At 52.9% G+C, this 24,084-nt stretch carries 24 protein-coding genes; 18 read left to right on the top strand and 6 right to left on the bottom strand.

The genetic code is table 11. The features are described from left to right. Nucleotides 1–215: 215 nt before the first annotated feature. Complete coding sequence (gene rpmE, locus ACJJJB_RS18585; protein ID WP_083922744.1) at nt 216–428, bottom strand: 50S ribosomal protein L31; 213 nt, start codon at nt 426–428, stop codon at nt 216–218. A 364-nt stretch (nt 429–792) separates the two neighbouring features. Between rpmE and ACJJJB_RS18580 the strand changes: the two genes are divergently transcribed. The 7 genes from ACJJJB_RS18580 to ACJJJB_RS18550 all read left to right on the top strand — a co-directional run bounded on the left by ACJJJB_RS18580 (nt 793) and on the right by ACJJJB_RS18550 (nt 9,583). After that, complete coding sequence (locus tag ACJJJB_RS18580; RefSeq protein WP_445365298.1) at nt 793–3,006, top strand: primosomal protein N'; 2,214 nt, start codon at nt 793–795, stop codon at nt 3,004–3,006. Between the two features lie 82 nt (nt 3,007–3,088). Beyond that, nucleotides 3,089–3,649, top strand: a complete 561-nt coding sequence (locus ACJJJB_RS18575) for an SPOR domain-containing protein (protein ID WP_020414012.1) — start codon at nt 3,089–3,091, stop codon at nt 3,647–3,649. A gap of 254 nt (nt 3,650–3,903) precedes the next feature. After that, nucleotides 3,904–4,443 carry an ATP-dependent protease subunit HslV gene (gene hslV / locus ACJJJB_RS18570; RefSeq protein WP_020414014.1) on the top strand — a complete coding sequence of 180 codons (540 nt, stop codon included), beginning with the start codon at nt 3,904–3,906 and terminating at the stop codon, nt 4,441–4,443. 82 nt (nt 4,444–4,525) lie between these two features. Further along, the gene (hslU, locus tag ACJJJB_RS18565) at nt 4,526–5,842 is read left to right on the top strand and encodes an ATP-dependent protease ATPase subunit HslU (RefSeq protein WP_020414015.1); all 1,317 of its coding nucleotides are present in this window, start codon (nt 4,526–4,528) and stop codon (nt 5,840–5,842) included. Continuing rightward, on the top strand, nt 5,843–6,217 hold the full coding sequence (locus tag ACJJJB_RS18560; RefSeq protein ID WP_020414016.1) for a gamma-butyrobetaine hydroxylase family protein: 375 nt from the start codon (nt 5,843–5,845) through the stop codon (nt 6,215–6,217). Nucleotides 6,218–6,460: 243 nt separating this feature from the next. Next, complete coding sequence (locus ACJJJB_RS18555) at nt 6,461–7,996, top strand: alkaline phosphatase (protein ID WP_444902456.1); 1,536 nt, start codon at nt 6,461–6,463, stop codon at nt 7,994–7,996. Between the two features lie 15 nt (nt 7,997–8,011). Beyond that, a complete protein-coding gene (locus tag ACJJJB_RS18550; RefSeq protein ID WP_282952106.1) occupies nt 8,012–9,583 on the top strand; it encodes an alkaline phosphatase in 1,572 nt (523 codons plus the stop codon). A gap of 60 nt (nt 9,584–9,643) precedes the next feature. On the opposite strand, the gene ACJJJB_RS18545 is transcribed toward ACJJJB_RS18550, so the two are convergent. Further along, a complete protein-coding gene (locus tag ACJJJB_RS18545) occupies nt 9,644–10,459 on the bottom strand; it encodes a CHAD domain-containing protein (protein ID WP_020414019.1) in 816 nt (271 codons plus the stop codon). Between the two features lie 139 nt (nt 10,460–10,598). Between ACJJJB_RS18545 and ubiE the strand changes: the two genes are divergently transcribed. The 8 genes from ubiE to tatC all read left to right on the top strand — a co-directional run bounded on the left by ubiE (nt 10,599) and on the right by tatC (nt 16,183). Continuing rightward, nucleotides 10,599–11,348, top strand: coding sequence for a bifunctional demethylmenaquinone methyltransferase/2-methoxy-6-polyprenyl-1,4-benzoquinol methylase UbiE (gene ubiE, locus ACJJJB_RS18540; RefSeq protein WP_282952107.1), 750 nt, complete (start codon nt 10,599–10,601; stop codon nt 11,346–11,348). A gap of 53 nt (nt 11,349–11,401) precedes the next feature. Continuing rightward, nucleotides 11,402–12,031 carry a ubiquinone biosynthesis accessory factor UbiJ gene (locus ACJJJB_RS18535; RefSeq protein WP_445365297.1) on the top strand — a complete coding sequence of 210 codons (630 nt, stop codon included), beginning with the start codon at nt 11,402–11,404 and terminating at the stop codon, nt 12,029–12,031. Nucleotides 12,032–12,033: 2 nt separating this feature from the next. After that, nucleotides 12,034–13,644, top strand: a complete 1,611-nt coding sequence (ubiB, locus tag ACJJJB_RS18530) for a ubiquinone biosynthesis regulatory protein kinase UbiB (RefSeq protein ID WP_020414022.1) — start codon at nt 12,034–12,036, stop codon at nt 13,642–13,644. A gap of 45 nt (nt 13,645–13,689) precedes the next feature. Continuing rightward, nucleotides 13,690–14,091, top strand: a complete 402-nt coding sequence (gene hisI / locus ACJJJB_RS18525; protein ID WP_020414023.1) for a phosphoribosyl-AMP cyclohydrolase — start codon at nt 13,690–13,692, stop codon at nt 14,089–14,091. A gap of 8 nt (nt 14,092–14,099) precedes the next feature. Further along, on the top strand, nt 14,100–14,438 hold the full coding sequence (locus ACJJJB_RS18520; RefSeq protein WP_445365296.1) for a phosphoribosyl-ATP diphosphatase: 339 nt from the start codon (nt 14,100–14,102) through the stop codon (nt 14,436–14,438). A 129-nt stretch (nt 14,439–14,567) separates the two neighbouring features. Beyond that, entirely contained in the window at nt 14,568–14,831 is a 264-nt protein-coding gene (tatA, locus tag ACJJJB_RS18515; protein ID WP_020414025.1) for a Sec-independent protein translocase subunit TatA, read from the top strand. A 30-nt stretch (nt 14,832–14,861) separates the two neighbouring features. Further along, nucleotides 14,862–15,446 carry a Sec-independent protein translocase protein TatB gene (tatB, locus tag ACJJJB_RS18510; protein ID WP_445365295.1) on the top strand — a complete coding sequence of 195 codons (585 nt, stop codon included), beginning with the start codon at nt 14,862–14,864 and terminating at the stop codon, nt 15,444–15,446. After that, nucleotides 15,443–16,183, top strand: a complete 741-nt coding sequence (tatC, locus tag ACJJJB_RS18505; RefSeq protein WP_445365294.1) for a twin-arginine translocase subunit TatC — start codon at nt 15,443–15,445, stop codon at nt 16,181–16,183. Before tatB ends, tatC begins: the two co-directional genes overlap by 4 nt. A 380-nt stretch (nt 16,184–16,563) precedes the next feature. On the opposite strand, the gene ACJJJB_RS18500 is transcribed toward tatC, so the two are convergent. Beyond that, nucleotides 16,564–16,746 carry a DUF3149 domain-containing protein gene (locus tag ACJJJB_RS18500; protein WP_020414028.1) on the bottom strand — a complete coding sequence of 61 codons (183 nt, stop codon included), beginning with the start codon at nt 16,744–16,746 and terminating at the stop codon, nt 16,564–16,566. A 105-nt stretch (nt 16,747–16,851) separates the two neighbouring features. Further along, nucleotides 16,852–17,082 (bottom strand): hypothetical protein, encoded by a 231-nt coding sequence (locus ACJJJB_RS18495; protein ID WP_157533540.1) that lies wholly within the window; start codon nt 17,080–17,082, stop codon nt 16,852–16,854. A gap of 80 nt (nt 17,083–17,162) precedes the next feature. Between ACJJJB_RS18495 and ACJJJB_RS18490 the strand changes: the two genes are divergently transcribed. Next, the gene (locus ACJJJB_RS18490; protein WP_445365293.1) at nt 17,163–18,311 is read left to right on the top strand and encodes an aminopeptidase; all 1,149 of its coding nucleotides are present in this window, start codon (nt 17,163–17,165) and stop codon (nt 18,309–18,311) included. 168 nt (nt 18,312–18,479) lie between these two features. On the opposite strand, the gene gap is transcribed toward ACJJJB_RS18490, so the two are convergent. Both gap and tkt read right to left on the bottom strand, forming a co-directional pair. Then, complete coding sequence (gene gap, locus ACJJJB_RS18485) at nt 18,480–19,490, bottom strand: type I glyceraldehyde-3-phosphate dehydrogenase (RefSeq protein ID WP_353375898.1); 1,011 nt, start codon at nt 19,488–19,490, stop codon at nt 18,480–18,482. Nucleotides 19,491–19,577: 87 nt separating this feature from the next. Beyond that, nucleotides 19,578–21,578: a transketolase gene (gene tkt / locus ACJJJB_RS18480; RefSeq protein WP_445365292.1), complete on the bottom strand. Its 2,001-nt coding sequence runs from the start codon at nt 21,576–21,578 to the stop codon at nt 19,578–19,580. 256 nt (nt 21,579–21,834) lie between these two features. On the opposite strand from tkt, the gene ACJJJB_RS18475 reads away from it, so the two are divergent. Beyond that, the gene (locus ACJJJB_RS18475) at nt 21,835–22,791 is read left to right on the top strand and encodes a metalloregulator ArsR/SmtB family transcription factor (RefSeq protein WP_020414034.1); all 957 of its coding nucleotides are present in this window, start codon (nt 21,835–21,837) and stop codon (nt 22,789–22,791) included. 71 nt (nt 22,792–22,862) lie between these two features. Beyond that, nucleotides 22,863–24,083 carry a methionine adenosyltransferase gene (metK, locus tag ACJJJB_RS18470; protein ID WP_020414035.1) on the top strand — a complete coding sequence of 407 codons (1,221 nt, stop codon included), beginning with the start codon at nt 22,863–22,865 and terminating at the stop codon, nt 24,081–24,083. Nucleotide 24,084: the final 1 nt, after the last annotated feature.

The following is a 24,084-nucleotide window of genomic DNA, read 5'->3' as shown; positions in this document are numbered from 1 at the left end:
TGCCCTTAGTAAGTGGCTAATTTCAGGATGATCAGTTGCTAATGTGTGATTTTGAAGGATAAATTTATCGTCAAAATCGACAACATTAAGCAATTCGAATCGATTTTGCCCGTGGGGCATACCTTTGAGCAGATATAGGTATTAAGGGTAAAAAAAAAGGCATTGGGGTGGCCCCAATGCCCTCTTCCGAGATGCCAGGCATCCCAATGTTCGGTTTACTTGCCGATGCGGCTGCCGAAACGCTTTTTGAAGCGGTCCACGCGTCCACCGGTAGTAGCCTGCTTTTGCTTGCCAGTGTAGAAGGGGTGGCACTGGGAGCACACATCGATCTGCAGGTCTTTGCCCAGGGTAGAACGGGTTTTGACTACGTTGCCGCAGGAGCAAGTGGCGGTGATGTCGGTGTAGTTAGGATGGATATCTGCTTTCATGATTGCCTCTTTTCGAAACCGCCACTCGATCTGTTGCCGGGCACGGTATCGTCGTTGGAGCAGGAACCGGACCGGTTCCAGGCTGATTAAAAAGTCGGCGCATACTATCAGATTAGCGTCGGGGTTCAAGTCCAAATACCGGGACCTAGCCAGTCACTAAATTGCCATTTATTCAGCCAATGGACTTATCTGGATATCTCGGTATTGCCTCTTTGGGGTGTTGGTAAGCATAGGGCCGGGCCTGGCTTAGGAAGGCTAACCGACCTGGTGGTTACACATTGCCATATAAAAAAGTAATCGGCCTCTGTATCTTGCCGGAGCAGTCAGTACACTAGCGCCTTTTACCGAGGTTCGTGGGGGTGAGGTGGAACAGGCAGTCCAACAGAATGTCATTTTACGCTTGGCGGTACCAGTACCGTTGCGGCGCCTGTTCGACTACCTGCCTCCAGAGGGCCTGGATCCGCAGACATTAATACCGGGGCAGCGGCTGTGGGTGCCCTTTGCCGGGCGCAAACTGGTTGCGGTATTGGTAGACGTTGTGCAGAAGTCATCGTTTGCACATTTAAAGCCCGCCCTGGGGGTGATTGACCAAACGGCGCTGTTTAGTAGAGTCAGTCTGGGATTCCTTTCCTGGATCGCTGATTATTACCAGGCCCCGATTGGTGAAGTGTATGCAGCCGCACTGCCCGCCGCTCTGCGTAAGGGCAAGCCCGCAGACCACTGGGCCGAGCAATGGTTGCAGCTCACTATCGAGGGCAAGGGTTTGCCCGAGTCAGCATTGGCGCGGGCACCAAAACAACAAGCCCTGTTGCAACTGTTGCTCAGTGAGGGAAGGCAAAGCCGTACTCACCTGAAAGCCCTGGGGCATACATCGACGATAGTGCGCGCCTTGCAGGAGCGCGGCCTTGTTAATTGGAGCTCTGGCCCTACCGTTCCACCACCGCTACCGGTAGCAGAACCGGTTCCGGCGCCGCAATTGAGTGAAGAACAGCAAAAGGTATTGGATTCGGTGGATTGCGGCCACTATTCCGCTTCCCTCCTTGAGGGCACTACCGGCAGTGGCAAGACCGAAGTTTACTTGCAATTGATGGAGCGGGTTTTGGCTGAGGGGCGCCAGGCGCTACTCCTGGTTCCAGAAATAGGACTTACCCCTCAGACCCTACGGCGTATAGCTTCGCGTTTCCCCAAGCGCAGCATTGCGGCTCTGCATTCAGGCCTGGCTGAAGGCGAGCGGGCCCAGTCCTGGCTCGCTGCAGTGGCGGGGCAGGCCGATATTGTGATTGGCACCCGCTCGGTGATTATGACGCCAATGCCGAGACTTGGCATAGTGATAGTGGATGAGGAGCACGATGCTTCCTTTAAGCAACAGGATGGTGTGCGCTACTCAGCTCGGGATCTTGCAGTGGTGGTGGCGCGCAATGCCAATGTTCCGGTGCTATTGGGCTCCGCCACGCCCTCCCTGGAAACCCTGCATAACGCGTTGAATGGCCGTTACCAGCATTTGCGCATGCGCCAGCGCGCGGGGGATGCGCGCCCTCCGCAGATCCATGTGGTGCCCACTCTGCGCGAGCCGCTGGAGGAGGGATTTTCCCCCCAGGTGCTTCGCCATATAGGGGAAACCCTGGCGCGTGGTGAACAGGTTTTGGTTTTTATTAACCGGCGCGGCTTCGCTCCCGCCCTCACCTGTGATGATTGTGGTTGGTTGGCCGATTGCCCCCACTGCTCCAGCAAGCTCACCATGCATCGGCGCTTGCGTCAGTTGCGTTGCCACCATTGCGATTACCGTTGTTCACTAGTTGATAGTTGCCCCCAGTGCCACAGCCGATCTATCTCCGCCCTGGGTGGGGGTACTGAACGCAGTGAGGAGTTGTTGGCGCGGCGCTTTGCCGAATATCCGGTAATCCGTGTGGATCGGGACACCACGACCAGTAAGCTGGCCTTGGACCGGTTGTTGGCTCCGGCGCGCGATGGAGAGCCCTGTTTGCTCCTGGGTACCCAGATGCTGGCTAAAGGTCACCATTTGCCGCGGGTGACCTTGGTAGTAGTTCAGGATGCGGATGGTGGCCTGTTTAGTGCAGATTTCCGCGCCCCGGAGCGTACTGGTCAGTTGCTGGAGCAGGTGGCTGGACGTGCAGGGCGCGGCAGTCTGAGCGGTCGGGTACTGGTGCAGAGCCGATTTCCTGAACACCCCCTGTTACAGATGTTATTGGAGAAAGGCTACGGTAGTTTTGCGCGCCAATTACTGCGCGATCGCGCGGTGGCGCAGATGCCCCCTACCAATGCAATGGCTCTCGTGCGGGCGGAGTGCGAAGAGCCCTCCTGGGCTGAGGAGTTCCTGCACAATGCGAGAATGTTTATGCAGTCCCTGGCACCCCCTTCACCGCAGTTACAGTATCTGGGGCCAGTGCCCGCGTTGTTGGAGCGCAAATCCGGGCGTTTCCGTTTCTATATACAGGTTACTGCGCAGAATCGCGCGCAACTGCAGCCTCTTTTGGCGCGCTTATGTGTCTGGGCAGAGGGAAATAAAAACCGTCGTCTGCGCTGGGCGATAGATATGGATGCACAGGAATTGTCGTAAATTTTGCTGGAATTCAATGCCCCCAGCCTAATTGGCGGTACAATTCCCCTGCTGAGCAGATCACCCAGGGAAGAAATCCTCAATGAGCCGTCGCAAAACCAATCGCCGCAGTAAAAGTTCTGCGGGAAAACCCGCCTGGGGTTGGTTCTTCCTGGGAAATATTGTTGGCGGTTTCGCGGTATTTCTGCTTCTGCAATACGGTATTGCTGGGGAGGGTAAAGGCGCTAGCGGTGGCAAACCACAGGCGGCCAAACCGAGGGTTGAGGAGCGCACTCAGCCGCGCTTTGATTTCTACACAATGCTGAAGGAAAACGAGGTTTCCGTACCTCCCCCCAAGGTGGCCGAGCCCGCTCGTCGTCAGCAGGATTCCAATACCGGGCAGGGGGCAGTTAGTGAACCCCCACAACAGGTTTACATTCTGCAAGCAGCCTCCTTTCGTGAGGCGGCTGAAGCCGAGCGCCTGCGTGTGCAACTTACCCTGGCCAATCTGGATGTTAAAGTCGAGTCAGCTAGTGATAGTCGCGGAACCTGGCACAGAGTCTTGGTTGGGCCTTTCGACAACCGCTCGCGTATGGCAAAGGCCCGACAGGTACTGGCTGAGCACAGACTGATGCCGCTGGTGCTGAAACGTCCAGCCAACTGATTAATGTGCAGGGCTTTCTGCCCAGCATGGTAGATAAAGCTATTTACTCTCTCACTTTTGGTCAAATTAACGTGGGCGGCTTTGGCTTTGAAGCAAAAAACCACAGTGGATACTGGGTTCCGGGTACAGCAATTGCCCCTTCCTTATTGAAATCGGCGCGTGCCGTCCTCACTTATCTAACCTGAATGAAATTCCCGGCGCGATTGGTAACCACCTTCTGCGCTGAAGCTCACGCGTAATCCGAGAGGTCTCCATTGGAACAGTATCGCGGAACCACCATTTTATCCTGTCGCCGCAACGGCAAAGTTGTGATTGGCGGCGACGGCCAGGTGTCCATGGGTAACACCATTATGAAGGGCAATGCGCGCAAGGTGCGTCGCCTGTATAAGGACAAGGTGATTGCCGGTTTTGCCGGCGGTACCGCCGATGCCTTTACCCTGTTTGAGCGCTTCGAGGCCAAGCTGGAAGCCCATGGTGGGCAATTGACCCGCGCCGCTGTGGAGCTGGCCAAAGACTGGCGTACCGATCGTGCCCTGCGCCGCCTCGAGGCCCTGTTAGCTGTGGCCGACGAGACTGCCAGCCTGATCGTGACCGGCAATGGTGATGTTATTCAGCCGGAAGATGACCTGATCGCCATCGGTTCTGGTGGGCCTTTTGCCCAGTCTGCGGCACGGGCTTTGCTCGACAACACCGATATGGATGCCCGTGCAATTGTTGAGCAGGGCCTGAAAATCGCCGGTGATATCTGTGTTTACACCAACCAGAACCACACCATCGAAGAATTGAATTTTTAAGTGCCTCGCGCTCTTTAGGCGCCATTGGCCGGGCGGTCCCTCAAAGGGAACCGCCGATATGTTTTGCAGGAATTGAATTGATATGTCCCAGATGACCCCCAGAGAAATCGTCCATGAGCTCGACCGCCATATAGTCGGCCAGCAGGACGCCAAACGCGCCGTAGCGATTGCACTGCGCAATCGCTGGCGCCGTATGCAGGTGACCGAGGATTTGCGCGCCGAGATCACCCCGAAAAATATCCTGATGATTGGCCCCACCGGTGTGGGCAAAACTGAAATTGCCCGCCGTCTGGCAAAGTTGGCCAATGCGCCCTTCATTAAGGTAGAAGCAACCAAGTTCACGGAGGTGGGCTATGTTGGCCGCGATGTGGAGTCGATCGTACGCGATCTTGTCGAGATGGCTGTGAAGCAGGAGCGTGAGCTGGCTATGTCCGGTGTGCAGCAGCGTGCTATGGATGCTGCGGAGGAGCGTATCTTAGATGCCTTATTGCCGCCAGCGCGCTCCACTGAGCCCAATGACAAGGATTCCAGTACCCGCCAGTTGTTTCGTAAGAAATTGCGGGAGGGAGAACTCGACGATAAGGAAGTGGAGTTAGATATGGCAGCTGCGCCAGTGGGCGTAGAGATTATGGCGCCTCCAGGTATGGAGGAAATGACTAATCAACTACAGGGCATGTTCTCGAATATGTCCCAGGGCAAGACCCGCAAGCGCAAATTACCGGTTAAGCAGGCCATAAAGCAGCTGACTGATGAAGAGGCGGCCAAGCTGGTTAATGATGAAGATATTAAAACCAGTGCGATTCGTGCCGCCGAACAGAACGGTATTGTCTTTATCGATGAAATCGACAAAGTGGCCAAGCGTCAGGAGAGTGGCGGTGCCGATGTGTCTCGTGAGGGTGTTCAGAGAGATCTACTGCCACTGATTGAGGGCAGTACTGTTAACACCAAGTACGGCATGATCAAGACAGACCATATTTTGTTTATCGCCTCAGGTGCCTTCCATCTGTCCAAGCCATCGGATCTGATCCCAGAGTTGCAGGGCCGACTGCCAATCCGTGTGGAGTTAAGCTCGCTCACTTCGGCAGACTTTGAGCGCATCCTCACTGAGCCATCCGCTTCCCTGACCGAGCAGCAGAGAGCTCTGCTTGCTACAGAGGGCCTGGAGCTGAAATTTACTGAAGACGGAATCCGCCGCATTGCAGAGGTGGCCTACGAGGTGAATGAGCGCACGGAGAATATTGGTGCGCGTCGATTGCACACCGTACTGGAGCGCCTGTTGGAGGAGATTTCCTTCGATGCTGGTGACGGAGACAAAACCCTGAATGTAGATGCTGCCTATGTGGATACCCACCTGGGCGAGCTCAGCCAAAATGAGGACCTTTCGCGTTTTATCCTGTAAATGAAACCGCAAAAAATCCGATTAAATCGCGCAGAGAAAAACTTGCAGCTGGTATTTGCTGATGGCGACTTTACCTTGCCGGCAGAGTATTTGCGCGTCTACTCCCCCAGTGCCGAGGTGCGTGGTCATGGCAACAGTGCCCCGGTTCTGGTGGATGGAAAAATGCACGTGGGTATCGATAAAATAGAGGCCGCTGGTCGCTATGCGCTGAAAATCGATTTTGATGATGGCCACGACACAGGTATTTATACCTGGGAATACCTGCGTGAACTCGCCGAGAAATATAATGCTAACTGGGAGAGCTACCTGCAGCGGTTGCGCGCTGAGGGTAAGGGACGCGATCCTGATGAAAGTGTGGTGAAGTTTATCGGCTAGTACGGGGTGCGCCGTATAGCGGTGCACTTGTCTATTTCCCCACCCATTGAAAATACTGGAAAAACAATAATCTCTCACTGTTTTTTCGCAATTCTGTAATATTGCTGTGGTTGTGTTTTTACAGTCTTAACGCCCGTACTAAGCATTGTGGCGATGAAAGCCAGAAGTTAATCGGCGCGTAATTCTTTTGTCATATTTCCGGACTCTAATGCTCGCCAAATTTACGAGTTCCGGAGGCTCATCGTGGCAAACAAACTTGCCCGCGCGCTTAGCGCCTTTTGTTTAATTCCTCTCGCTTCAGCGGTTTCTGCCGCAAGCCTGCCTGACTACCAAACCAAAAGTGACTGGTATACCGACGCTGCCGATCGTCTGGAAGAGCGTACTGCCCTCTCCAGAGAAGCAAAGACTGCAAAGAACGTCATTCTTTTTGTCGGCGACGGTATGGGTATATCCACGTTGACTGCTGCACGTATTCTTGAGGGTCAACTGCGCGGTGAGAATGGTGAGGAAAATGCCCTTTCTTTTGAGGAGTTTCCCTATTCCGCTCTGATCAAAACATATAACACCAACCAGCAGACCCCGGACTCTGCCGGTACCATGACTGCGATGATGACCGGTGTAAAAACCCGCGCCGGAGTCATTAATATTGAGGAAGATGCATTGCGTGCTGATTGCGTCAGTGCTGAAGGCAAAGAGCTGAATACTTTCCTCGAGTTGATGGAAAATCGTGGCAGATCAACTGGCATCGTCTCAACCGCGCGATTGACTCATGCCACGCCCGCCGCCACTTATTCGCGTAGTCCAGAGCGTGGCTGGGAGTACGAAGCTGAAGGAAATTGTGTGGATATCGCCACGCAAATGATTGAACTGGAATATGGGGATGGCATCGACGTGATGCTCGGTGGCGGCCGTCGCAGTTTTACAACGACCGATACAGGTGGCAAGCGTGAAGACGGGCGCGATCTTACCAATGAGTGGCTACAGCGCTATGAAGGTGAACAGAATGCTGAATATGTGCAGACTGGAGCTGAACTGGCGAGCGTGGATCTCGCCTCTACAGACAAGCTGTTGGGGCTCTTCACAAGCAGCCATATGAGTTACGATGCGGACCGTATTGCTAAGGAGAGCGACGAGCCGAGTATCGCCGAGATGACCGGTACTGCTATTGAACTCCTGCAGAAAGATAGCGATGGCTATTTCCTGATGGTGGAGTCTGGTCGAATCGACCACGGCCATCACGCAGGTAATGCTTACAACGCATTGCACGATGCGATTGCCTTTGCGGATGCGGTACAAGCTGCACTGGATAAGGTGGATCTTGAGGACACCCTGATCCTGGTGACTGCGGACCACAGCCATGTGATGACCATTGCCGGTTATCCAACCCGTGGTAACCCCATTCTCGGCAAGGTGGTTGAGAATGACAGTAGCGGCGCAGCCAAGGCGGAACTGGAAACCGCATCGGACGACTTGCCTTTTACCACGCTGACCTATGCCAATGGTCTGGGCTTTGCCGACCTGGGTGAGAATACCGATGCGGATGAACGTTATGGCATAGCTGCTGATACCGGCCGTAAAGATCTCTCTGGCGTAGATACCGAGGCACCGGGTTTTCATCAGGAGGCTCTAGTTCACCTGGAATCAGAGAGTCACGCGGGTGAAGATATCAGCCTGCATGCCATTGGTGCTGGAGCCAAGTTGGTACAGGGTAGCCTGGAGCAAAGTGCGCTTTTCCATGTGATGACTGCTGCGACTGACCTGTCGTTGACAGAAGAATAATTGGGGTAATTCACCATGAGACATTTTAAAAAGACCCTGCTGGCTTTCTCCGTAGCCCTGCTGGCCGCTGGTTGCAGTGATGACAAGTCCAGCTCGAATCCGGTTGAACTGCCAGAGCCAGAAGATGTGTTGAACCTTCCCCAGGGGCAGCTCGATAGCGACTGGTTCAAAGAGGGCCAAGAGGCTGTAGAGGCTGCGCAGGCACAGGCAATTAATAATACTCCTGGCGCAGCAAAGAATATCATCCTGTTTGTCGGCGATGGCATGGGTATTTCTACAGTGACTGCAGCGCGTATCCTCGCCGGTCAACAGCAGGGCCTCGCCGGTGAGGAGCACCAGCTGAGCTTTGAAAAAATGCCTTTTGCTGGTTTGGTGAAAACTTACAATACCAACCAGCAAACTCCGGACTCCGCTGGCACTATGACGGCTCTAGTTACCGGGGTTAAAACCAAGGCCGGCGTATTAAGTGTTGCCGAAGATGTGGCGCGCGGCGATTGTGCCGCCAGTCTGGAGCGTCCTCTTACCACTGCCATTGAGCTGGCAGAGGATCTGGGCAAAAGCACCGGTATTATCAGTACCGCGAGAATTACCCACGCTACTCCGGCAGCCACCTATGCCAAGGTGCCTGAGCGTGGCTGGGAAGCGTCTGCTCCTGATGGTTGCACTGATATTGCCGCGCAGCTGGTTGAGCTGGAGGCTGGTGATGGTATCGACGTGGTAATGGGAGGGGGCCGCCGTAACTTCTTGCCCAGTGACGTCACAGATATCGAGGGGGAAGCCGGGCGTCGAGAAGACGGGCGCAACTTGGTGGATGAGTGGAAGACACGTTACAACGACGGTGTGAATAATATTGCTTACGTAGAAGACACCACAGGCTTTAATGCTGTAGACAGCGCTGCAACCGACAAGTTACTGGGTTTGTTCAACTCTTCCCACATGGAGTATGAAGCTGTTCGTGAGGAAGATACTGCGGGTGAGCCTTCCCTCACTGAGATGACATCTAAAGGTCTCGAACTCCTGCAGAAAAACGACAAGGGATATTTCCTTATGGTAGAGTCCGGTCGTATTGACCATGGCCATCATGCTGGCAACGCCCACCGCGCACTGACCGATGCTGTGGAATTTGCAGAGGCTATCCAGTATGCAATGGATAACACCAGTGCAGAAGATACTCTAATAGTCGTTACTGCGGACCACAGCCATGTGATGACGATTGCCGGTTATCCCACCCGCGGCAACCCGATTCTTGGCAAGGTGATTGGTAATGACAGCAGTGGTGAGGCTAAAACCTCTCCTTCATTAGCTGAAGATGGCCTGCCCTACACAACCTTGACCTATGCCAATGGCCCGGGTTACAGCTCCAATGATGACGGTAGCCGGCATGATCTCACAAGCACTGACACTGTCGCACTTGATTACCAGCAGGATGCACTGGTGCCCATGAGCAGCGAGTCTCACGCTGGAGAGGATGTAGGCGTATGGGCTCGCGGGCCGGGTGCACACTTGGTGAGTGGTACCAATGAGCAGAACTACCTATTCCACGTTATGGCACGCTCAGGTGGTTTATTGGAGCAGGACGCCGAATAAATTCGGAGGCTATTTGTTTCAATGCAATGGCGCAGGTATTTCCCTGCGCTGTTTTACTTTCTATCTGACTTTCAACTTTGCCTTAATGAAGAGCGCAGAGCAAAGAGTCTCTATTTCCCGACGAAGCCTCATTTTGCGCCAGTCACCCAGTTCCAAGATTGGTATCAGCTCTTTCCCGAGGCTCTCTCCCGTGGCAATTGCCAAGCGGCAAAGTAAATAGGCGTCGCGCCAATCGCCAAGAACTTGTGCCAATTGTTTTAGTGGCTCACAGCGTAATGCGGCTGGCTGTGGAAATTTTTCTTCAAGCAGTCGGCTGTGGTACCAGTGGTCTTTTACTCGTTTGCGCAATTGGTGCAGATTCTCCGCGCTATCCAATTTTTGCACCTGATACCAAGCTTTTCGCGCTCGCCGGTAACCTCGACAGTATCCGCGTTCTAAATGAGCCCAGCGAACATCCTCTAATGACCAGTTACCGATACGCCCCCGTCTTTGAATCAGAAACGGTTCGACCTGTGCCAGGGCCCTTTTATCTATTTTTAAATGCAGCATATGGCGCAGCAGTGTGTGCATTGTCGGAAAGTGGTGTGGCGGGGCTATCGCAAGTAGGGCTCCTCGAATAGAAACCGGATCGCGGCTCTGAGCGAGGCTGTGGGCCAGGTTGCGGTAGTGAATGTTTTCACTCTGGAATAAGAGTGGATAAACTGGTTGTACGAGGCGCAGTAGAGCGCGTAATTTCTTGCAGTGCTTACGCAATTCGTGCACTGCATGCTCACTGGGAAGCTGTTTTGTATGGCTGATTGCAGTATTGATTTCCGCCAGGGCAACTTGCCGAAGTCCATGCTCTGGAAGTACGTTGCAATCGAGCCGATAACTCATGAGCCCTGACCAGTATTTCGTTCCGGTTTCTATGGATCAATTTTAGCGAGTTTCCAAAGGGGGTGATGATGGGCTGTGTTCCGCCGGCTTCGTAGATGTACAATGGCTCCCCAGAATTTGGCTCAGTAGGCAGCACAGCATGAAGGATCGCAAGACCACCCACTTCGGCTACCAAGAGGTCCCGGTGGAGGAAAAGGCCGGTCGTGTGGCAGAAGTGTTCCACTCAGTGGCAGCGCGCTACGATGTAATGAACGATTTAATGTCTGGGGGGATTCACCGCCTCTGGAAGCGTTTTACCATCGAATTATCCGGCGCGCGGCCGGGACAGAAAATTTTGGATATTGCTGGGGGAACTGGCGACCTCACCGCCCGCTTTTCGCGTATTGTGGGTGACAGTGGTCAGGTGGTACTGGCGGATATCAATGAATCGATGTTGCGGGTTGGTCGCGATCGCCTGCTGGACCGCGGTATCGCCGGCAATGTGGTGCCAGTGCAGGCAGATGCCCAATACCTCCCTTTCCCGGATAATACCTTCGACTGCATAACTATCGCCTTTGGTCTGCGTAATGTCACTGACAAAGACCTAGCGCTTCGCTCCATGCTACGGGTGCTCAAACCCGGCGGGCGTTTGCTAGTGCTCGAGTTCTCCAAGCCAGAGTCGAAACTGCTTGAAAAAGTCTACGATCAATATTCTTTCCGCCTACTGCCATTTATGGGCAAATTGGTAGCCAATGATGCGGAAAGTTACCGTTACCTGGCGGAGAGCATTCGTATGCACCCAGACCAGGAAACCCTCAAGCAGATGATGGAGGATGCCGGTTTTGTCGATTGTGAATATCACAATATGACTGGCGGTATTGTTGCGTTGCACCGTGGCATCAAGCCCTAACTGGCGTTTGACGTGATTTACCTGCAAGTGATGGCACGAGGCCAATAACTGCCATGAGCGATCCCACTTATCGCGCGGGTTTTGATGCTGCGCTGGAAACCGCCATTAATACCGCCCTGCAATATGACCCGGCTACTCGCGCTCGTCTGCAGGAGCTGGATGGTAAAGTTATGGCGCTCGATCTAACCGCTCCAAAACTACAGTGTTGTTTGTGCATTGAGGGCGATCAAGTATTTGTCCGCCAGCATTGGGAGGGAGATGTCACCACTTCTATCAGTGGTTCGGCTATTTCTCTTGTGCGTCTTCTAAAAGACCCGGATGCCACGCCCGCGGCCCTGGGGGTCTCTATCAGTGGTTCTAGTGCTCTGCTGGCAGAATTGCAGTGGATGATGAGTGATCTGGATATCGACTGGGAGGCGCCGCTGGCGCAATTGATAGGCGATATTCCCGCTCACTCCATCGGCAATGTATTGCGCGGTGCCGGCAGTTGGTTGAGCGCCAGTCTCAGTCGCGCACCTGTTGCGGCTGCGGAAACCATCAGCGAAGAGTGGCAGTTGACCCCACCACAGGCGCAATTTGAGGCCTTTGCCGATGATCTCGCTGAGCTGTCTCTGGCCACTGAGCGCCTGGAAGCACGGGTGCGTTTGCTGCAAGAGCAGTTCTCCCGCAGGGAGGCTGAGTAGTTTTGCCGCTCTTTCGCAGTTTTACTATCACGCGGGTTTTCCTGCGCTATCGTCTCGATCAGCTATTGCCCGCCGAGCGCCGCCCTTTGTGGCTGCGAGGGATACTGGCTCCCCTGAAGCTATTGCCACAGCCAAAGATGGAGCGCGGTGAGCGCCTGCGTCGAGCCCTGGAGGAACTGGGGCCAATTTTCGTCAAATTTGGTCAGTTGCTTTCTACCCGCCCTGACCTGTTACCGCCAGATATTGTCGAGCAGCTCGATTACCTGCAAGACAAGGTGCCTCCCTTCCCAAGCGACCAGTGTATCTCGTTGATTGAAGAGGCCTTGGAGGCCAGTGTCGACGAAGTTTTCGCGAGCTTTGAGCGCGAGCCCTTGGCTGCGGCTTCGGTGGCACAGGTACATGCTGCGGTGCTCACCACTGGTGAATCAGTGGTTGTAAAAGTGCTGCGCCCAGGTATTGGTGAAATAATCCAGGAAGATTTGCGTCTGTTGGGGGTATTAGCCCGCGGTATTGAGCGCTTTGTGCCCGATGGGCGACGCCTGCGCCCGGTGGAGGTAGTGGAGGACTATCGCCACACCATTGAGGGAGAGCTGGACTTGGTGCGTGAGGCGGCCAATGGCACCCAGTTGCGGCGTAATTTCAATAACTCTCCACTGCTGTATATCCCTGAAGTGTACTGGGAATACACACGTGAGAGCGTGTTAGTACTGGAGCGTATTGAGGGCATCCCGGTTACCGATTTGGCACAGTTGCGCGCTCAGGATACTAATATGCAACTGCTTGCCGAGCGCGGCGTGGAAATTTTTTTCAAACAGGTATTTGAATACAATTTCTTCCATGCCGATATGCACCCTGGCAATATTTTTGTCTCCCGCGAGCATCCACAACGTCCTCAGTATATTGCCATCGACACTGCAATTGTCGGTAGCCTTTCGCGTGAGGACCAGTACTATCTGGCACGCAACCTTTTAGCCATGTTCCGCCGCGACTACCGAATGGTGGCTGAGCTGCACGTACAGAGTGGTTGGGTGCGGGCCGATACGCCGGTGAATACTTTTGAAGCGGCGATCCGCGCCGTATGCGAACCCATTTTTGAGAAACCGCTGGGAGAGATCTCTTTCGCGCGGGTGCTGATCAGCCTGTTCCAGACCGCGCGACGTTTCGATATGGCAGTGCAGCCACAATTGGTATTGCTGCAAAAGACGCTGTTGAATATCGAGGGCCTGGGTCGGCAGCTTTATCCGCAGCTGGATCTGTGGAAGACTGCCCATCCATTTTTGGAACGCTGGATGCGTGACCGCATCCACCCGAAAACCATTGTGGGCGAAATTAAGCGTTACGGTCCCGAATGGTTGGAGAAATTCCCGCAGATGCCGCAACTGGTGTATTCCGCCTTGGAGCAGTCACGGGAACTGGCACCACAGTTGGAGAATATCGGCGAGAAACTGGCGAGTGGCCAGCGTCGTGGGCGTTGGCAGTACTTGCGCCGTGTAGGCGGCGTAATCCTTGCTGCAGGAGCTCTCGTCTTGAGCAAGCCCCAGTGGCTGGAGCAGTTACCGCCCTCGGGTTGGGCCCTGGGTATCGCTGCCCTGGTACTGTTGCTCTGGCCCTAGATATGTCTGGGCCGACCTACACTTGGAACTCTGAAGGAAGGGACATTGACTCAAGCAAAAGCGACAACCGATTTCCTTGACCAGGTCAGTTGGAATAGTGACGGCCTGGTACCAGCCATAGCCCAGGATTATAAAAGTGGCCGGGTATTGATGATGGCATGGATGAATCGCGAATCTCTGGCCCTTACCGCCAGCGAGGGTTACGCGGTTTATTGGTCGCGATCGCGCAAGAACCTATGGCGCAAGGGCGAAACCTCCGGTTTTCTACAGAAAGTGCGCGAGGTGCGCCTCGACTGTGATGGAGATACCGTTCTCCTGATGGTGGAACAGGAAGGTGGTATAGCCTGCCATACTGGGCGTAGCAGCTGCTTCTACAACCTACTACAGGATGGTGAGTGGCAGGTGAATCAACCTGTGATTCAAGACCCCAAAGCCATTTACAAGTGAGCCCCTGCATGAGTGACCTGTTACAGCAGCTCGACGCCGTCTTAGAAAGTCGCAAGCGTGAGGAAGACGCAGAGAAATCCTATGTGGCCAGTCTGCACAAAAAAGGCCTGAATAAAATCCTGGAAAAGGTCGGCGAAGAGGCCACGGAAACCATTCTCGCTGCGAAAGACGCACAGTCCAGCGGCGATAATCAGGATATGATCGCCGAGACGGCGGACTTATGGTTTCACTCAATGGTGATGCTCTCTCATCTGGGTGCAGATTCGCAGGATGTGCTGGAGGAATTGGGCCGGCGTTTTGGCCTTTCAGGTCTGGTGGAGAAAGCCGCGCGACCCAAAGGGGGCTAACAAGCGCTTATCGAAAGTATTCAGGAGTCTTTGCTGTAGTAGTTGAAGGCTTCCAAAATTGCAGTTTACCAATGATAGCCCGTGGCAGTTTAGCGTCTGGCTATCGCATTAAATGACATGGAGACAATTATGGGATTCGGTGGAATTAGCATTTGGCAGCTGTTGATTATTCTAGTCATTGTCCTACTGCTGTTCGGAACCAAGCGCCTGAAAAACCTTGGTGGCGATCTCGGCGGGGCTATTAAGGGCTTCCGCAAAGCGATCAAGGATGAAGACAAGAAAAAAGAAGCCGACGAGGAGAAAGATCCCGAGCGCCTGCAGCATGATGAAGAAGAAAAGCCAGACCAAGGCAGTACCGCCAAGGAAAAAGATAAGCAATCCCAGGATAAATAATTCGGCAACCGTTAACGCGAGTAATGCTCTGTGTTTGATATTGGCTTTTTTGAACTGCTGCTGGTCGCTGTGGTGGGCTTGCTCGTGGTTGGGCCTGAGCGCCTACCCGATGCCATCCGCACTACAGCCCGTTGGTGGTCCGGCTTAAAGCGCACTTTACATAGCGCCCGTGAAGAGTTGGAAAAAGAGGTGGGTGCGGATGATATTCGTCGGGAATTACACAATGAGCGCATCCTTCGCGAGATTGAGGAAAGTCGCCGGGAAATGGAGCGCACCTTTACTGAGACCAATCGTGAAGTGAGTGAATCATTGCAGAAGGTTACCGAGGATACGGAAGAAAAGCCTCCTGCAGAGCAGCATGCCAAACAGGGGGAGGTCAAGGAGCTTAAAGATAATGCCCTCCCGAAGCGCCCCGAAGAACCCCAGCCCCCCCGTGCGGAAAAAGAGGACTACCTGCCTGAACAGGATGAGACTGTGGAGGAGTTGCAGGACCCCGAATATCCGGAGCACTGGCATGATTTTGGCGACCCGGACATGAACCCCGATCACCCGGAAAATATCGAATTGGATGAAGAAGAAAAAGCATCACAACAAGAAAAAGATAAGCAACCATGAGTGATAAAGCACAAGACAGTCATCAGCCGTTTATCGATCACCTGATCGAGTTGCGCGACCGCTTGTTACGTACTTTATTGGTCGTGGTCGTCTTGTTTGCCTGCCTCGTGCCTTTCGCTTCAGAGATTTATAATTTTATTGCCAACCCTCTGCAGGAGAGACTGGTTGGGGATGCTGGGATGATCGCCACCGAGGTGACTTCAACGTTCCTCACCCCATTTAAGACCACGTTTATAGTCTCTTTCTTTATTGCGATTCCTTTTGTGCTCTACCAAGCCTGGGCGTTTATTGCACCGGGCCTGTATAAAAATGAAAAGCGTATTGCGGTGCCTATTCTGATCACCAGCGTTTTTCTTTTTTATGCGGGTGTTGCTTTTGCTTACTTTGTCGTATTTCCAATTCTCTTTGATTTCTTTGTCGGTTCCGCCCATGCAGATATCAAAGTGATGCCGGATATGCGTAGCTACTTGGATCTGGTGCTGAAATTATTCTTTGCATTTGGTTTTGCTTTCGAAATACCCATCGCCACTGTGCTGTTGATCTGGAGCGGAGCGGTAGATGCAAAAACCCTGGGTAGCAAGCGTCCCTATGTGATTGTGGGGTGTTTCCTGATTGGCATGTTACTCACGCCACCTGATGTGATTTCCCAGTCACTTCTGGCAGTGCCAATGTGGCTTTTATTTGAGGTGGGTATTTTATTTGGGCGCTGGATAAAAAGGGGTTCCAAGAAAGAGTAAACCGAATAAGCTGCCTGTTAGCCGGGAGCGTAATAAGCACCTCCCTGAGCTGTAAAGTGCCCCGGCAGCCGAAGCTGCCGGGGCAATAGCCCTGTTGTTTTGTCTACCCTACCCCTGATTGTAACCCTTTGCTCTCAAGACAAGAGTTACCCAGGTATATGGGCAGTCTGCGTTCCATGCAAAAAGAAGCTGATCGACTCCGGTTTTTGTGCCACTACTAGCAAGCCCCCATCGCGACAAAAACCAGACGGTCAGCCCGGGAAATGGACAATTGTGCCGGGCTCGCTCTGGAGTTAACCCTGCATAATTGCCTGCTGCCGCCTGTATTAACGGCAAAAATATTTACCCTAAGATCCTGGGCTTAAGCAGGATATTCCAGTTCAGGCCGGCTTATTCCTATGGGAAACTGCCGCTTGTTCTTTCCTTTCCTGCTCCGCCACTGCCTTTTCCACATTGTTTTGAACCAGGCGATAAAAATAGAATGCCATCAGGAATATAAACCCGATTACGGCCAGGCTGAGCAAGCCGGAAAAGCTGGTAAATAGATCAATTAAGGCATCCATCTTTCTCTCCAGTACGCCAATGCTTCACCTATATAGTCTATGGGCCTGGGAAGTAAGTCTCTTGACCTAAATCAACCGGAATTGAGTTAATTCAATAAGGGAATCTTAAAGTGCCAGGCCCAAGATCAGGCAGATTATGGCCGCTCCCAGCAACTGATAGAGCTCCTTTTCTTCACGCCAGTTGGGTAAGAGCAAAAACAACGCCACTGGTGGTAAAAACAGGGCAAGGAAGCCCGCTAGAGGCCCATCAGAAAAGCAGATATACAGGAGCCGCCCCCAGGCTATAGCGGCAAATGCCAAAGCAAAGACTATTAGGATTGCACTAACAGGCAGCATGCTATAACCCATTGAAGGTCTGTAGGAAGCTGGATAGATCCACAGGCACGATACTAAACAAAAAGGAAAATAGGACAAAAGTGTATATCAGCATTGGAGCCTTAAGGTCAGTATTAAGCGCTTATGGCAGGCATATTTGGCTGTTAGTCATCACATTGTTTCTTTGTGGTTGTGAGACGGTGGGGTATTACGCTCAAGCTGCTGCGGGCCAGTTGCGGATTCTGTCCGCGCGACAGCCAATTGAAAAAGTGGTACAGCAGCCCGGCACTAGTGAAAAGCTGAGGCGACAGTTAATGTTGGTGCAGGAGATACGGGCCTATGCTGCCCAGCAGTTGAATTTACCAGTTGGTCAAGCTTACAGCTCTTATGTACAGCTGGAAGATCAGTATCCCATCTGGAATGTCTTGGCTGCTCCTGAATTTTCTTTAACCCCAAAACGCTGGTGCTACCCTGTTGCTGGTTGCGCCAGCTATCGAGGTTATTTTCGTAAGTCTGCTGCAATTGCAAAAGTTAATAGTCTAAGGGCGCAGGGTTACGATACTTATCTGGGGCCGGTACCTGCATATAGCACCCTTGGCTGGTTTGATGACCCAGTACTCTCTAGTTTTGTAAATTGGTCACCAGAGAGATTAGCCGGATTGCTATTCCATGAACTGGCACACAGGCGTGTATATATTTCTGGTGATACACAATTCAATGAAAGTTTCGCAACTGCCGTCTCGGAACTTGCTCTACCGGGTTGGCTTGCCAGCCAGGGCTTGACCGGTTCAGCTACCCAAGCCCGTGCCGAGACAATGGCCGTGCGTCAATTGATGAATATGGCGCGCAAGCAGCTCGAACCGATTTACGACTCCCAAGAGCCGGATAGTTTTAAGCTTGAGAAAAAAAATTTAGTGCTGGTACGCTTGCGTCAATGTTATCGGCAAATATCTGCAAGCTGGCCTAATCCGGCGCGCTACCAAGCCTATGTAGAAAAGACTAATAATGCCACTCTTGCCTTAGCCGCTGAGTATGAATCTCAGGTGCCAGCTTTTAAGCAATTGTATGTTGAGAGCGGTAGTTGGGAAAATTTTTACAACGCGGCTCAATGGTTAGGAGAGTTGGATAAATATGATCGAGAAGAGAGGTTGTATCAGCTTGGAGAGGAGTACAGTAGACATTCTAAAGATGTTAACCTCCAGGCCTTAAATACCATTAAGGGTTGTATGAAAGTTAATTATGTAATTTAAGTGCTCACCATAAAATGTTTATTTATATAGATATCTAGAAAGTATTGTTTAATACTAGGAATAGAATTCTTAGTCGATTTTATCGGATCAGTTTTAATCTAGGAATATATGATATATTTTAGACTTTAGCTATGTTCCTATATTCTAATGTAGAGTATTAATAAAATTTTATTTTGCCATTACTCCTGTGACATCCAGCATGCGATTAGCAAACCCCCACTCATTATCAAACCAGATTAATATTTTTACTAATTTGTCACCGGCAACCCGTGTCTGGCTGGCATCAATAATTCCTGAGCGAGGGTCGTGGTTAAAGTCGCAAGAGGCAAGTGGTTCTTCGGTGAAGCCGAGGACGCCTTTGAATTCTGTTGCGGCTATGGACTTCAGCAAAGCATTCACTTCAATTTGACTTACATTCTTTTGTAATTGAACAGACAGATCAATGGCGGAGACATTGACTGTGGGTACGCGCATAGCCTGGGCTTCAAATTTTCCATATAAATGCGGCAATATGCGTTCGATACCTCGGGCAAGAGCCGTATCGACAGGAATTATTGAGGTAACGGCGGACCGTGTTTTTCTCAAATCGGTGTGATGGTAGGCATCGCTTACTGGCTGGTCGTTCATGGCGGAGTGGATTGTGGTTAAAACCCCAGCTTCAATACCAAATGCCCGGTCGAGTGCCGCGATCACTGGCACGCTGCAATTTGTAGTGCAGGAGGCTGCAGAAATAATAGTTTCGGAGCCGTTTAGAGTGTGGTCGTTGATGCCGTAGACAATAGTGGCATCTACATCGCGGCTGGCAGGTTGGGAAAATAAAACTTTTTTTGCCCCAGTGGCCAAGTGGGTTTCGGCGTGCTTACGCTCCTTATAGCTGCCTGTACACTCGAGCACGATATCGACTCTTTCCTGCTTCCAATTTAGATCTTCAAGCTGTTCGTGGTGTGTCACCGCAATGCGATCACCATTGACCACCAAAATGTCATTTTCCACCGAGACTTCACCGGCAAAACGCCCATGTACGGAATCGTACTTTGTCAGGTGTCCAATAGTGGCGCAGTCAGCCAGCTCGTTAATAGCGACAATCTGTAGGTTATCTCGGGCACCGGATTCATAAAGAGCACGCAGAACAGAGCGGCCGATACGGCCATAACCATTGATAGCGAGTCGGGTTGTCATAGCAGTACTGCCAGATAGGAATTGTGGAAGGTACCGAGCGCTCCCTGCGGTAAACAATAGCAGGGAGCGACCAGCTAGCGCGCTGAGTTACTTCACCAGCTTCTCGACGGTTGCGGCTACGTTGTCTACGGTAAAGCCGAAGTGTTGCATCAGCTCGCCGCCCGGAGCGGATTCTCCGAAGGTGTTCATACCGATAATCTCGCCATCAAAGCCAATGAACTTGTACCAATAGTCTTTATGGCTGGCTTCAACCGCTACACGAGCACGCACAGCAGAGGGCAATACAGATTCGCGATAAGATTCATCCTGTTCCATAAAGGCTTCCGCGCAAGGCATGGAAACTACGCGAACATTCTTGCCGGCGAGCTTTTCCTGTGCGGCCATGGCCAACTCGACTTCAGAACCGGTAGCAATAATGATTGCTTCGGGAGTGCCTTCACAGTCGGAAAGTACGTAGCCACCTTTTTCAATCTGCGCCAGCTGTGCGGCATTGCGCGCTTGAGGAGCCAGCCCCTGACGGCTGAATACCAGGGTGCTGGGGCCTTCTTTGCGCGCGATAGCCATCTTCCAGCTCACGGCGGATTCAGTGGCATCGCAGGGGCGCCAAGTGTGTAGGTTCGGGGTGGAGCGCAAGGCGCTAAGCTGTTCTACAGGCTGGTGGGTAGGGCCGTCTTCGCCTAGGCCGATCGAGTCATGTGTGTAGACGAAGATAACACGCTGCTTCATCAGTGCGGCCATACGTACGGCATTGCGCGCATATTCCATGAACATTAGGAAGGTTGCGCCATAAGGTACGAAACCTCCGTGCAAGGCGATACCGTTCATCATGGCGCTCATGCCGAACTCACGCACACCGTAGTAGACATAGTTACCGGAGGCATCTTCAGCGCTCACACCCTTGGAGCCAGACCAAATAGTGAGGTTGGAGCCTGCCAGGTCGGCAGAGCCGCCGAGGATCTCGGGTAGCAACGGGCCATAGGCATTGAGTGCATTCTGGCTCGCCTTTCGTGAAGCAATTTTCTGCGCGTCTTCCTGGCACTGTTTAATGTAATCATCGGCTTTCACCAGAAAGTCTGCCGGCAGTTCGCCACTCATACGGCGCTCGAATTCGGCGGCCAGCTCAGGGAATTCTTCTCGGTAGTCAGTCAGGATGTCTTTCCACTCGTCTTCCTGAGCTTCACCTTTGGCTTTTCCATCCCAACCGGCATAGATACCTTCGGGGATTTCGAAAGGTGCGTGGGCCCAGCCAATGGTCTCGCGCACCAGTGCGATTTCGTCGTCACCTAGGGGGGCACCGTGGCATTCTTCGCGGCCCTGTTTATTTGGCGAACCGAAACCGATAACCGTTTTACAGCAAATGATGGTGGGCTTGTCGGTAACTGAGCGGGCCTCCTCAATTGCAGCTTTGATCGCGGCTGCATCATGGCCATCTACATTGGGGATTACGTGCCAGCCATAGGATTCGAAGCGTTTGGGTGTGTCGTCGGTAAACCAGCCTTCCACTTCGCCATCGATGGAGATGCCGTTATCGTCATAGAAGGCGATCAGTTTGCCCAGGCCCAGAGTGCCGGCTAAGGAGCACGCTTCATGGGAGACACCCTCCATCAGACAGCCGTCGCCCATAAACACATAGGTGTGATGGTCAACCAGTTCATAACCGGGGCGGTTAAATTGGGCTGCCAGTACTTTCTCTGCCAGAGCCATGCCCACCGCATTGGTTATACCCTGGCCGAGCGGGCCGGTAGTGGTCTCGACGCCAGGCGCATAACCGTATTCCGGGTGGCCCGGAGTCTTGGAATGCATTTGGCGGAAGTTTTTCAGCTCCTCAATCGGCAGGTCGTAGCCGGAAAGATGCAGCAATGAGTACAGCAGCATGGAGCCATGGCCATTGGAGAGCACGAAGCGGTCGCGGTCGGCCCACTCAGGGTTTGCCGGGTTGTGCTTCAGGTAGTCATTCCATAAGACTTCGGCGATATCTGCCATACCCATAGGCGCACCTGGGTGGCCGCTGTTGGCTTTCTGGACCGCATCCATGGACAGGGCGCGAATGGCGTTGGCCATGTCTGTGCGAGAGGGGGTAGAAGACATAGGAAGAGCTCTCTGATTTTCGGGTAGGCCGCGGTACCGCTCTCTTGGCAGCTGCCGCGAGGACAAAATGGGGGCGTATTTTCCCGTAAAGACCTGCCCCACGCAAAGGCTTGCCGGAAAAATTGCCACCAAGTACAGCAGCAATTTTCCTAATCTGGGTTCTGGAATTGCCTAAAAGTATCTACATCAAAATAATTTTATGGAGCTATATCAAAATCTTTTGATATAGCATCTTGTGGCTGCTAGACTCGTCCCCATGTCTGAATCCCAGCCCACCTTTGAATCCGGTCCCGGTGCGGAAATTTCGCAGCTGGCGATGACCTTAAAGGCTGCAGGAGATCCCCTGCGACTTGAGATATTGCGTCTACTCAGTCAAGACTCCTACAGTGTGCTGGAATTGTGTCGAATTTTTGATCTGCGCCAACCCGCCTTGAGCCACCACCTAAAAGTCCTTGCCCAAGCTGGGCTGGTGACTAAGCGCCGCGAAGGTAACAACATCTTTTACCGGCGCACGGGGGGCACCCCGCTACTCGAGCAGTTATTTGTGAATCTGGATCTTCTGTCATTGTCCGATGAACGGGCCCAGTCGGTAGCGCGAATTTCTGAGGAGCGGGCTGAGGCTTCACGCCGTTTCTTTGCCGATTACGGTAACCGGTTCCGCGAGCAACAGGAGCTGATCGCTAGCTACAGCGTTTATGGACCACAGGTGGCCCAACTGCTTATTTCTGGGCGCCACGCATTGGAAGTGGGCCCAGGTGAAGGCGAGTTTTTGCAGGAACTATCCCTGCGTTTTGGCACGGTAACGGCTCTGGACCTGTCATCAGCTATGTTGGAGCGTGCCCAGGCTTTTGCCGATGAGCAGGGGCTGGCCAATATTGAGTTTGTCTGCAGCGATACACGTGCCGCCGCGGCGCGCCCGGCAAGTGCGGATACCATCGTGGTAAATATGGTGCTGCATCACACCCCAGATCCCGCGCAGATCTTTCATGATTTGCAGAGCGCGTTAAAAACTGGCGGCCAGTTGTTGGTGGCTGAATTGCAAGAGCACGGTCAGGACTGGGCCAGGGAGGCCTGTGGTGATCTATGGCTGGGCTTTACCCCGGAGCAATTGAGTGACTGGGCACAGAGTGCCGGGCTGAGGGATGGGCGCAGTGTATACAGTGCACTGCGTAACGGTTTCCAGATCCAGATACGAGAATTTATAAAACCCTGACGGCGTCTGAACGTATTGTCAGAAGCAGAATTTTACTAACCGCCCGCGGCGGAATAAATGGAGACTCTCACATGAGTGAATATAGATTGTTTACATCAGAATCCGTGTCCGAAGGGCATCCGGATAAGATTGCCGATCAGATTTCCGACGCGGTACTGGATGCATTGCTGGCCCGCGACAAGCAGGCCCGTGTTGCCTGTGAAACCCTGGTAAAAACCGGGATTGCGGTGATCGCCGGCGAGATTTCCACTTCTGCCTGGGTGGACCTTGAGGATCTGGTGCGTAAAGTAATCACCGATATCGGCTACACCTCATCCGATGTGGGTTACGATGGCGAGACTTGTGGTGTGATCAATGTGATCGGCAAGCAGTCTGTAGATATCGCCCAGGGTGTTGACCGTGCCAAACCGGAAGACCAAGGTGCCGGTGATCAGGGCCTGATGTTTGGCTACGCCACCAATGAAACCCCGACCTTTATGCCGGCGCCTATCTACTACTCCCACCGCCTGGTGGAACGCCAGGCGGAAGCGCGCAAGTCCGGCCTGCTGCCATGGTTGCGCCCGGATGCCAAGAGTCAGTTGACCTTCCGCTATGACGAACAGGGCCGCCCCTGTGCGATTGATGCTGTTGTTCTTTCTACTCAGCACAATCCGGATGTCAGCCAGGCTGATTTGCGTGAAGCTGTGATGGAGCTGATCGTACATCACACCCTGCCGGTGGAGTGGCTGCACAAGGACACTAAGTTCCATATCAACCCAACCGGTAACTTTGTTATCGGCGGTCCTGTAGGCGACTGTGGCTTGACTGGCCGTAAAATTATTGTGGATACCTACGGCGGTTCTGCACGTCACGGTGGTGGAGCTTTCTCCGGTAAGGACCCTTCTAAAGTGGATCGCTCTGCGGCCTACGCCGGTCGATATGTGGCAAAAAATATTGTCGCTGCGGGCCTGGCCAAGCGCTGTGAAATCCAGGTTTCCTATGCCATCGGTGTAGCTGAGCCCACGTCTGTGGCTATCAATACATTTGGTACCGGCATTATTCCAGAAGAGAAACTGGCCGAACTGGTACGTGAGAATTTCGATCTGCGCCCATTTGCTATTTCCAGGTCCTTAGACCTATTGCATCCCATGTATCAGCTGACAGCGGCTTATGGCCACTTTGGGCGTGATCCTTTCACCCATACCTATAACTGGGTGGACAGTAATGGTCAGGAGCGCAGTGAGACCTTCACCGCTTTCCCATGGGAAAAAACTGACAAGGTGGATGCCCTGCGCGTCCAGGCCGGACTTTGAT

The organism is Microbulbifer variabilis, from assembly GCF_052468405.1.
This window is presented reverse-complemented; position numbering and strand designations above follow the sequence as displayed.

What these genes read in the sequence shown, in the direction of transcription:
- hslU (WP_020414015.1), top strand. Translation starts at nt 4,526, where the DNA reads ATGTCCCAGATGACCCCCAGAGAAATCGTCCATGAGCTCGACCGCCAT.
- ACJJJB_RS18550 (WP_282952106.1), top strand. Translation starts at nt 8,012, where the DNA reads ATGAGACATTTTAAAAAGACCCTGCTGGCTTTCTCCGTAGCCCTGCTG.
- ACJJJB_RS18500 (WP_020414028.1), bottom strand. Translation starts at nt 16,746, where the DNA reads ATGGATGCCTTAATTGATCTATTTACCAGCTTTTCCGGCTTGCTCAGC.
- tatA (WP_020414025.1), top strand. Translation starts at nt 14,568, where the DNA reads ATGGGATTCGGTGGAATTAGCATTTGGCAGCTGTTGATTATTCTAGTC.
- ACJJJB_RS18520 (WP_445365296.1), top strand. Translation starts at nt 14,100, where the DNA reads ATGAGTGACCTGTTACAGCAGCTCGACGCCGTCTTAGAAAGTCGCAAG.
- metK (WP_020414035.1), top strand. Translation starts at nt 22,863, where the DNA reads ATGAGTGAATATAGATTGTTTACATCAGAATCCGTGTCCGAAGGGCAT.
- ACJJJB_RS18495 (WP_157533540.1), bottom strand. Translation starts at nt 17,082, where the DNA reads ATGCTGCCTGTTAGTGCAATCCTAATAGTCTTTGCTTTGGCATTTGCC.
- ACJJJB_RS18475 (WP_020414034.1), top strand. Translation starts at nt 21,835, where the DNA reads ATGTCTGAATCCCAGCCCACCTTTGAATCCGGTCCCGGTGCGGAAATT.
- gap (WP_353375898.1), bottom strand. Translation starts at nt 19,490, where the DNA reads ATGACAACCCGACTCGCTATCAATGGTTATGGCCGTATCGGCCGCTCT.
- rpmE (WP_083922744.1), bottom strand. Translation starts at nt 428, where the DNA reads ATGAAAGCAGATATCCATCCTAACTACACCGACATCACCGCCACTTGC.
- ACJJJB_RS18545 (WP_020414019.1), bottom strand. Translation starts at nt 10,459, where the DNA reads ATGAGTTATCGGCTCGATTGCAACGTACTTCCAGAGCATGGACTTCGG.
- tatC (WP_445365294.1), top strand. Translation starts at nt 15,443, where the DNA reads ATGAGTGATAAAGCACAAGACAGTCATCAGCCGTTTATCGATCACCTG.
- ACJJJB_RS18535 (WP_445365297.1), top strand. Translation starts at nt 11,402, where the DNA reads ATGAGCGATCCCACTTATCGCGCGGGTTTTGATGCTGCGCTGGAAACC.
- tkt (WP_445365292.1), bottom strand. Translation starts at nt 21,578, where the DNA reads ATGTCTTCTACCCCCTCTCGCACAGACATGGCCAACGCCATTCGCGCC.
- ACJJJB_RS18575 (WP_020414012.1), top strand. Translation starts at nt 3,089, where the DNA reads ATGAGCCGTCGCAAAACCAATCGCCGCAGTAAAAGTTCTGCGGGAAAA.
- ACJJJB_RS18560 (WP_020414016.1), top strand. Translation starts at nt 5,843, where the DNA reads ATGAAACCGCAAAAAATCCGATTAAATCGCGCAGAGAAAAACTTGCAG.
- ubiE (WP_282952107.1), top strand. Translation starts at nt 10,599, where the DNA reads ATGAAGGATCGCAAGACCACCCACTTCGGCTACCAAGAGGTCCCGGTG.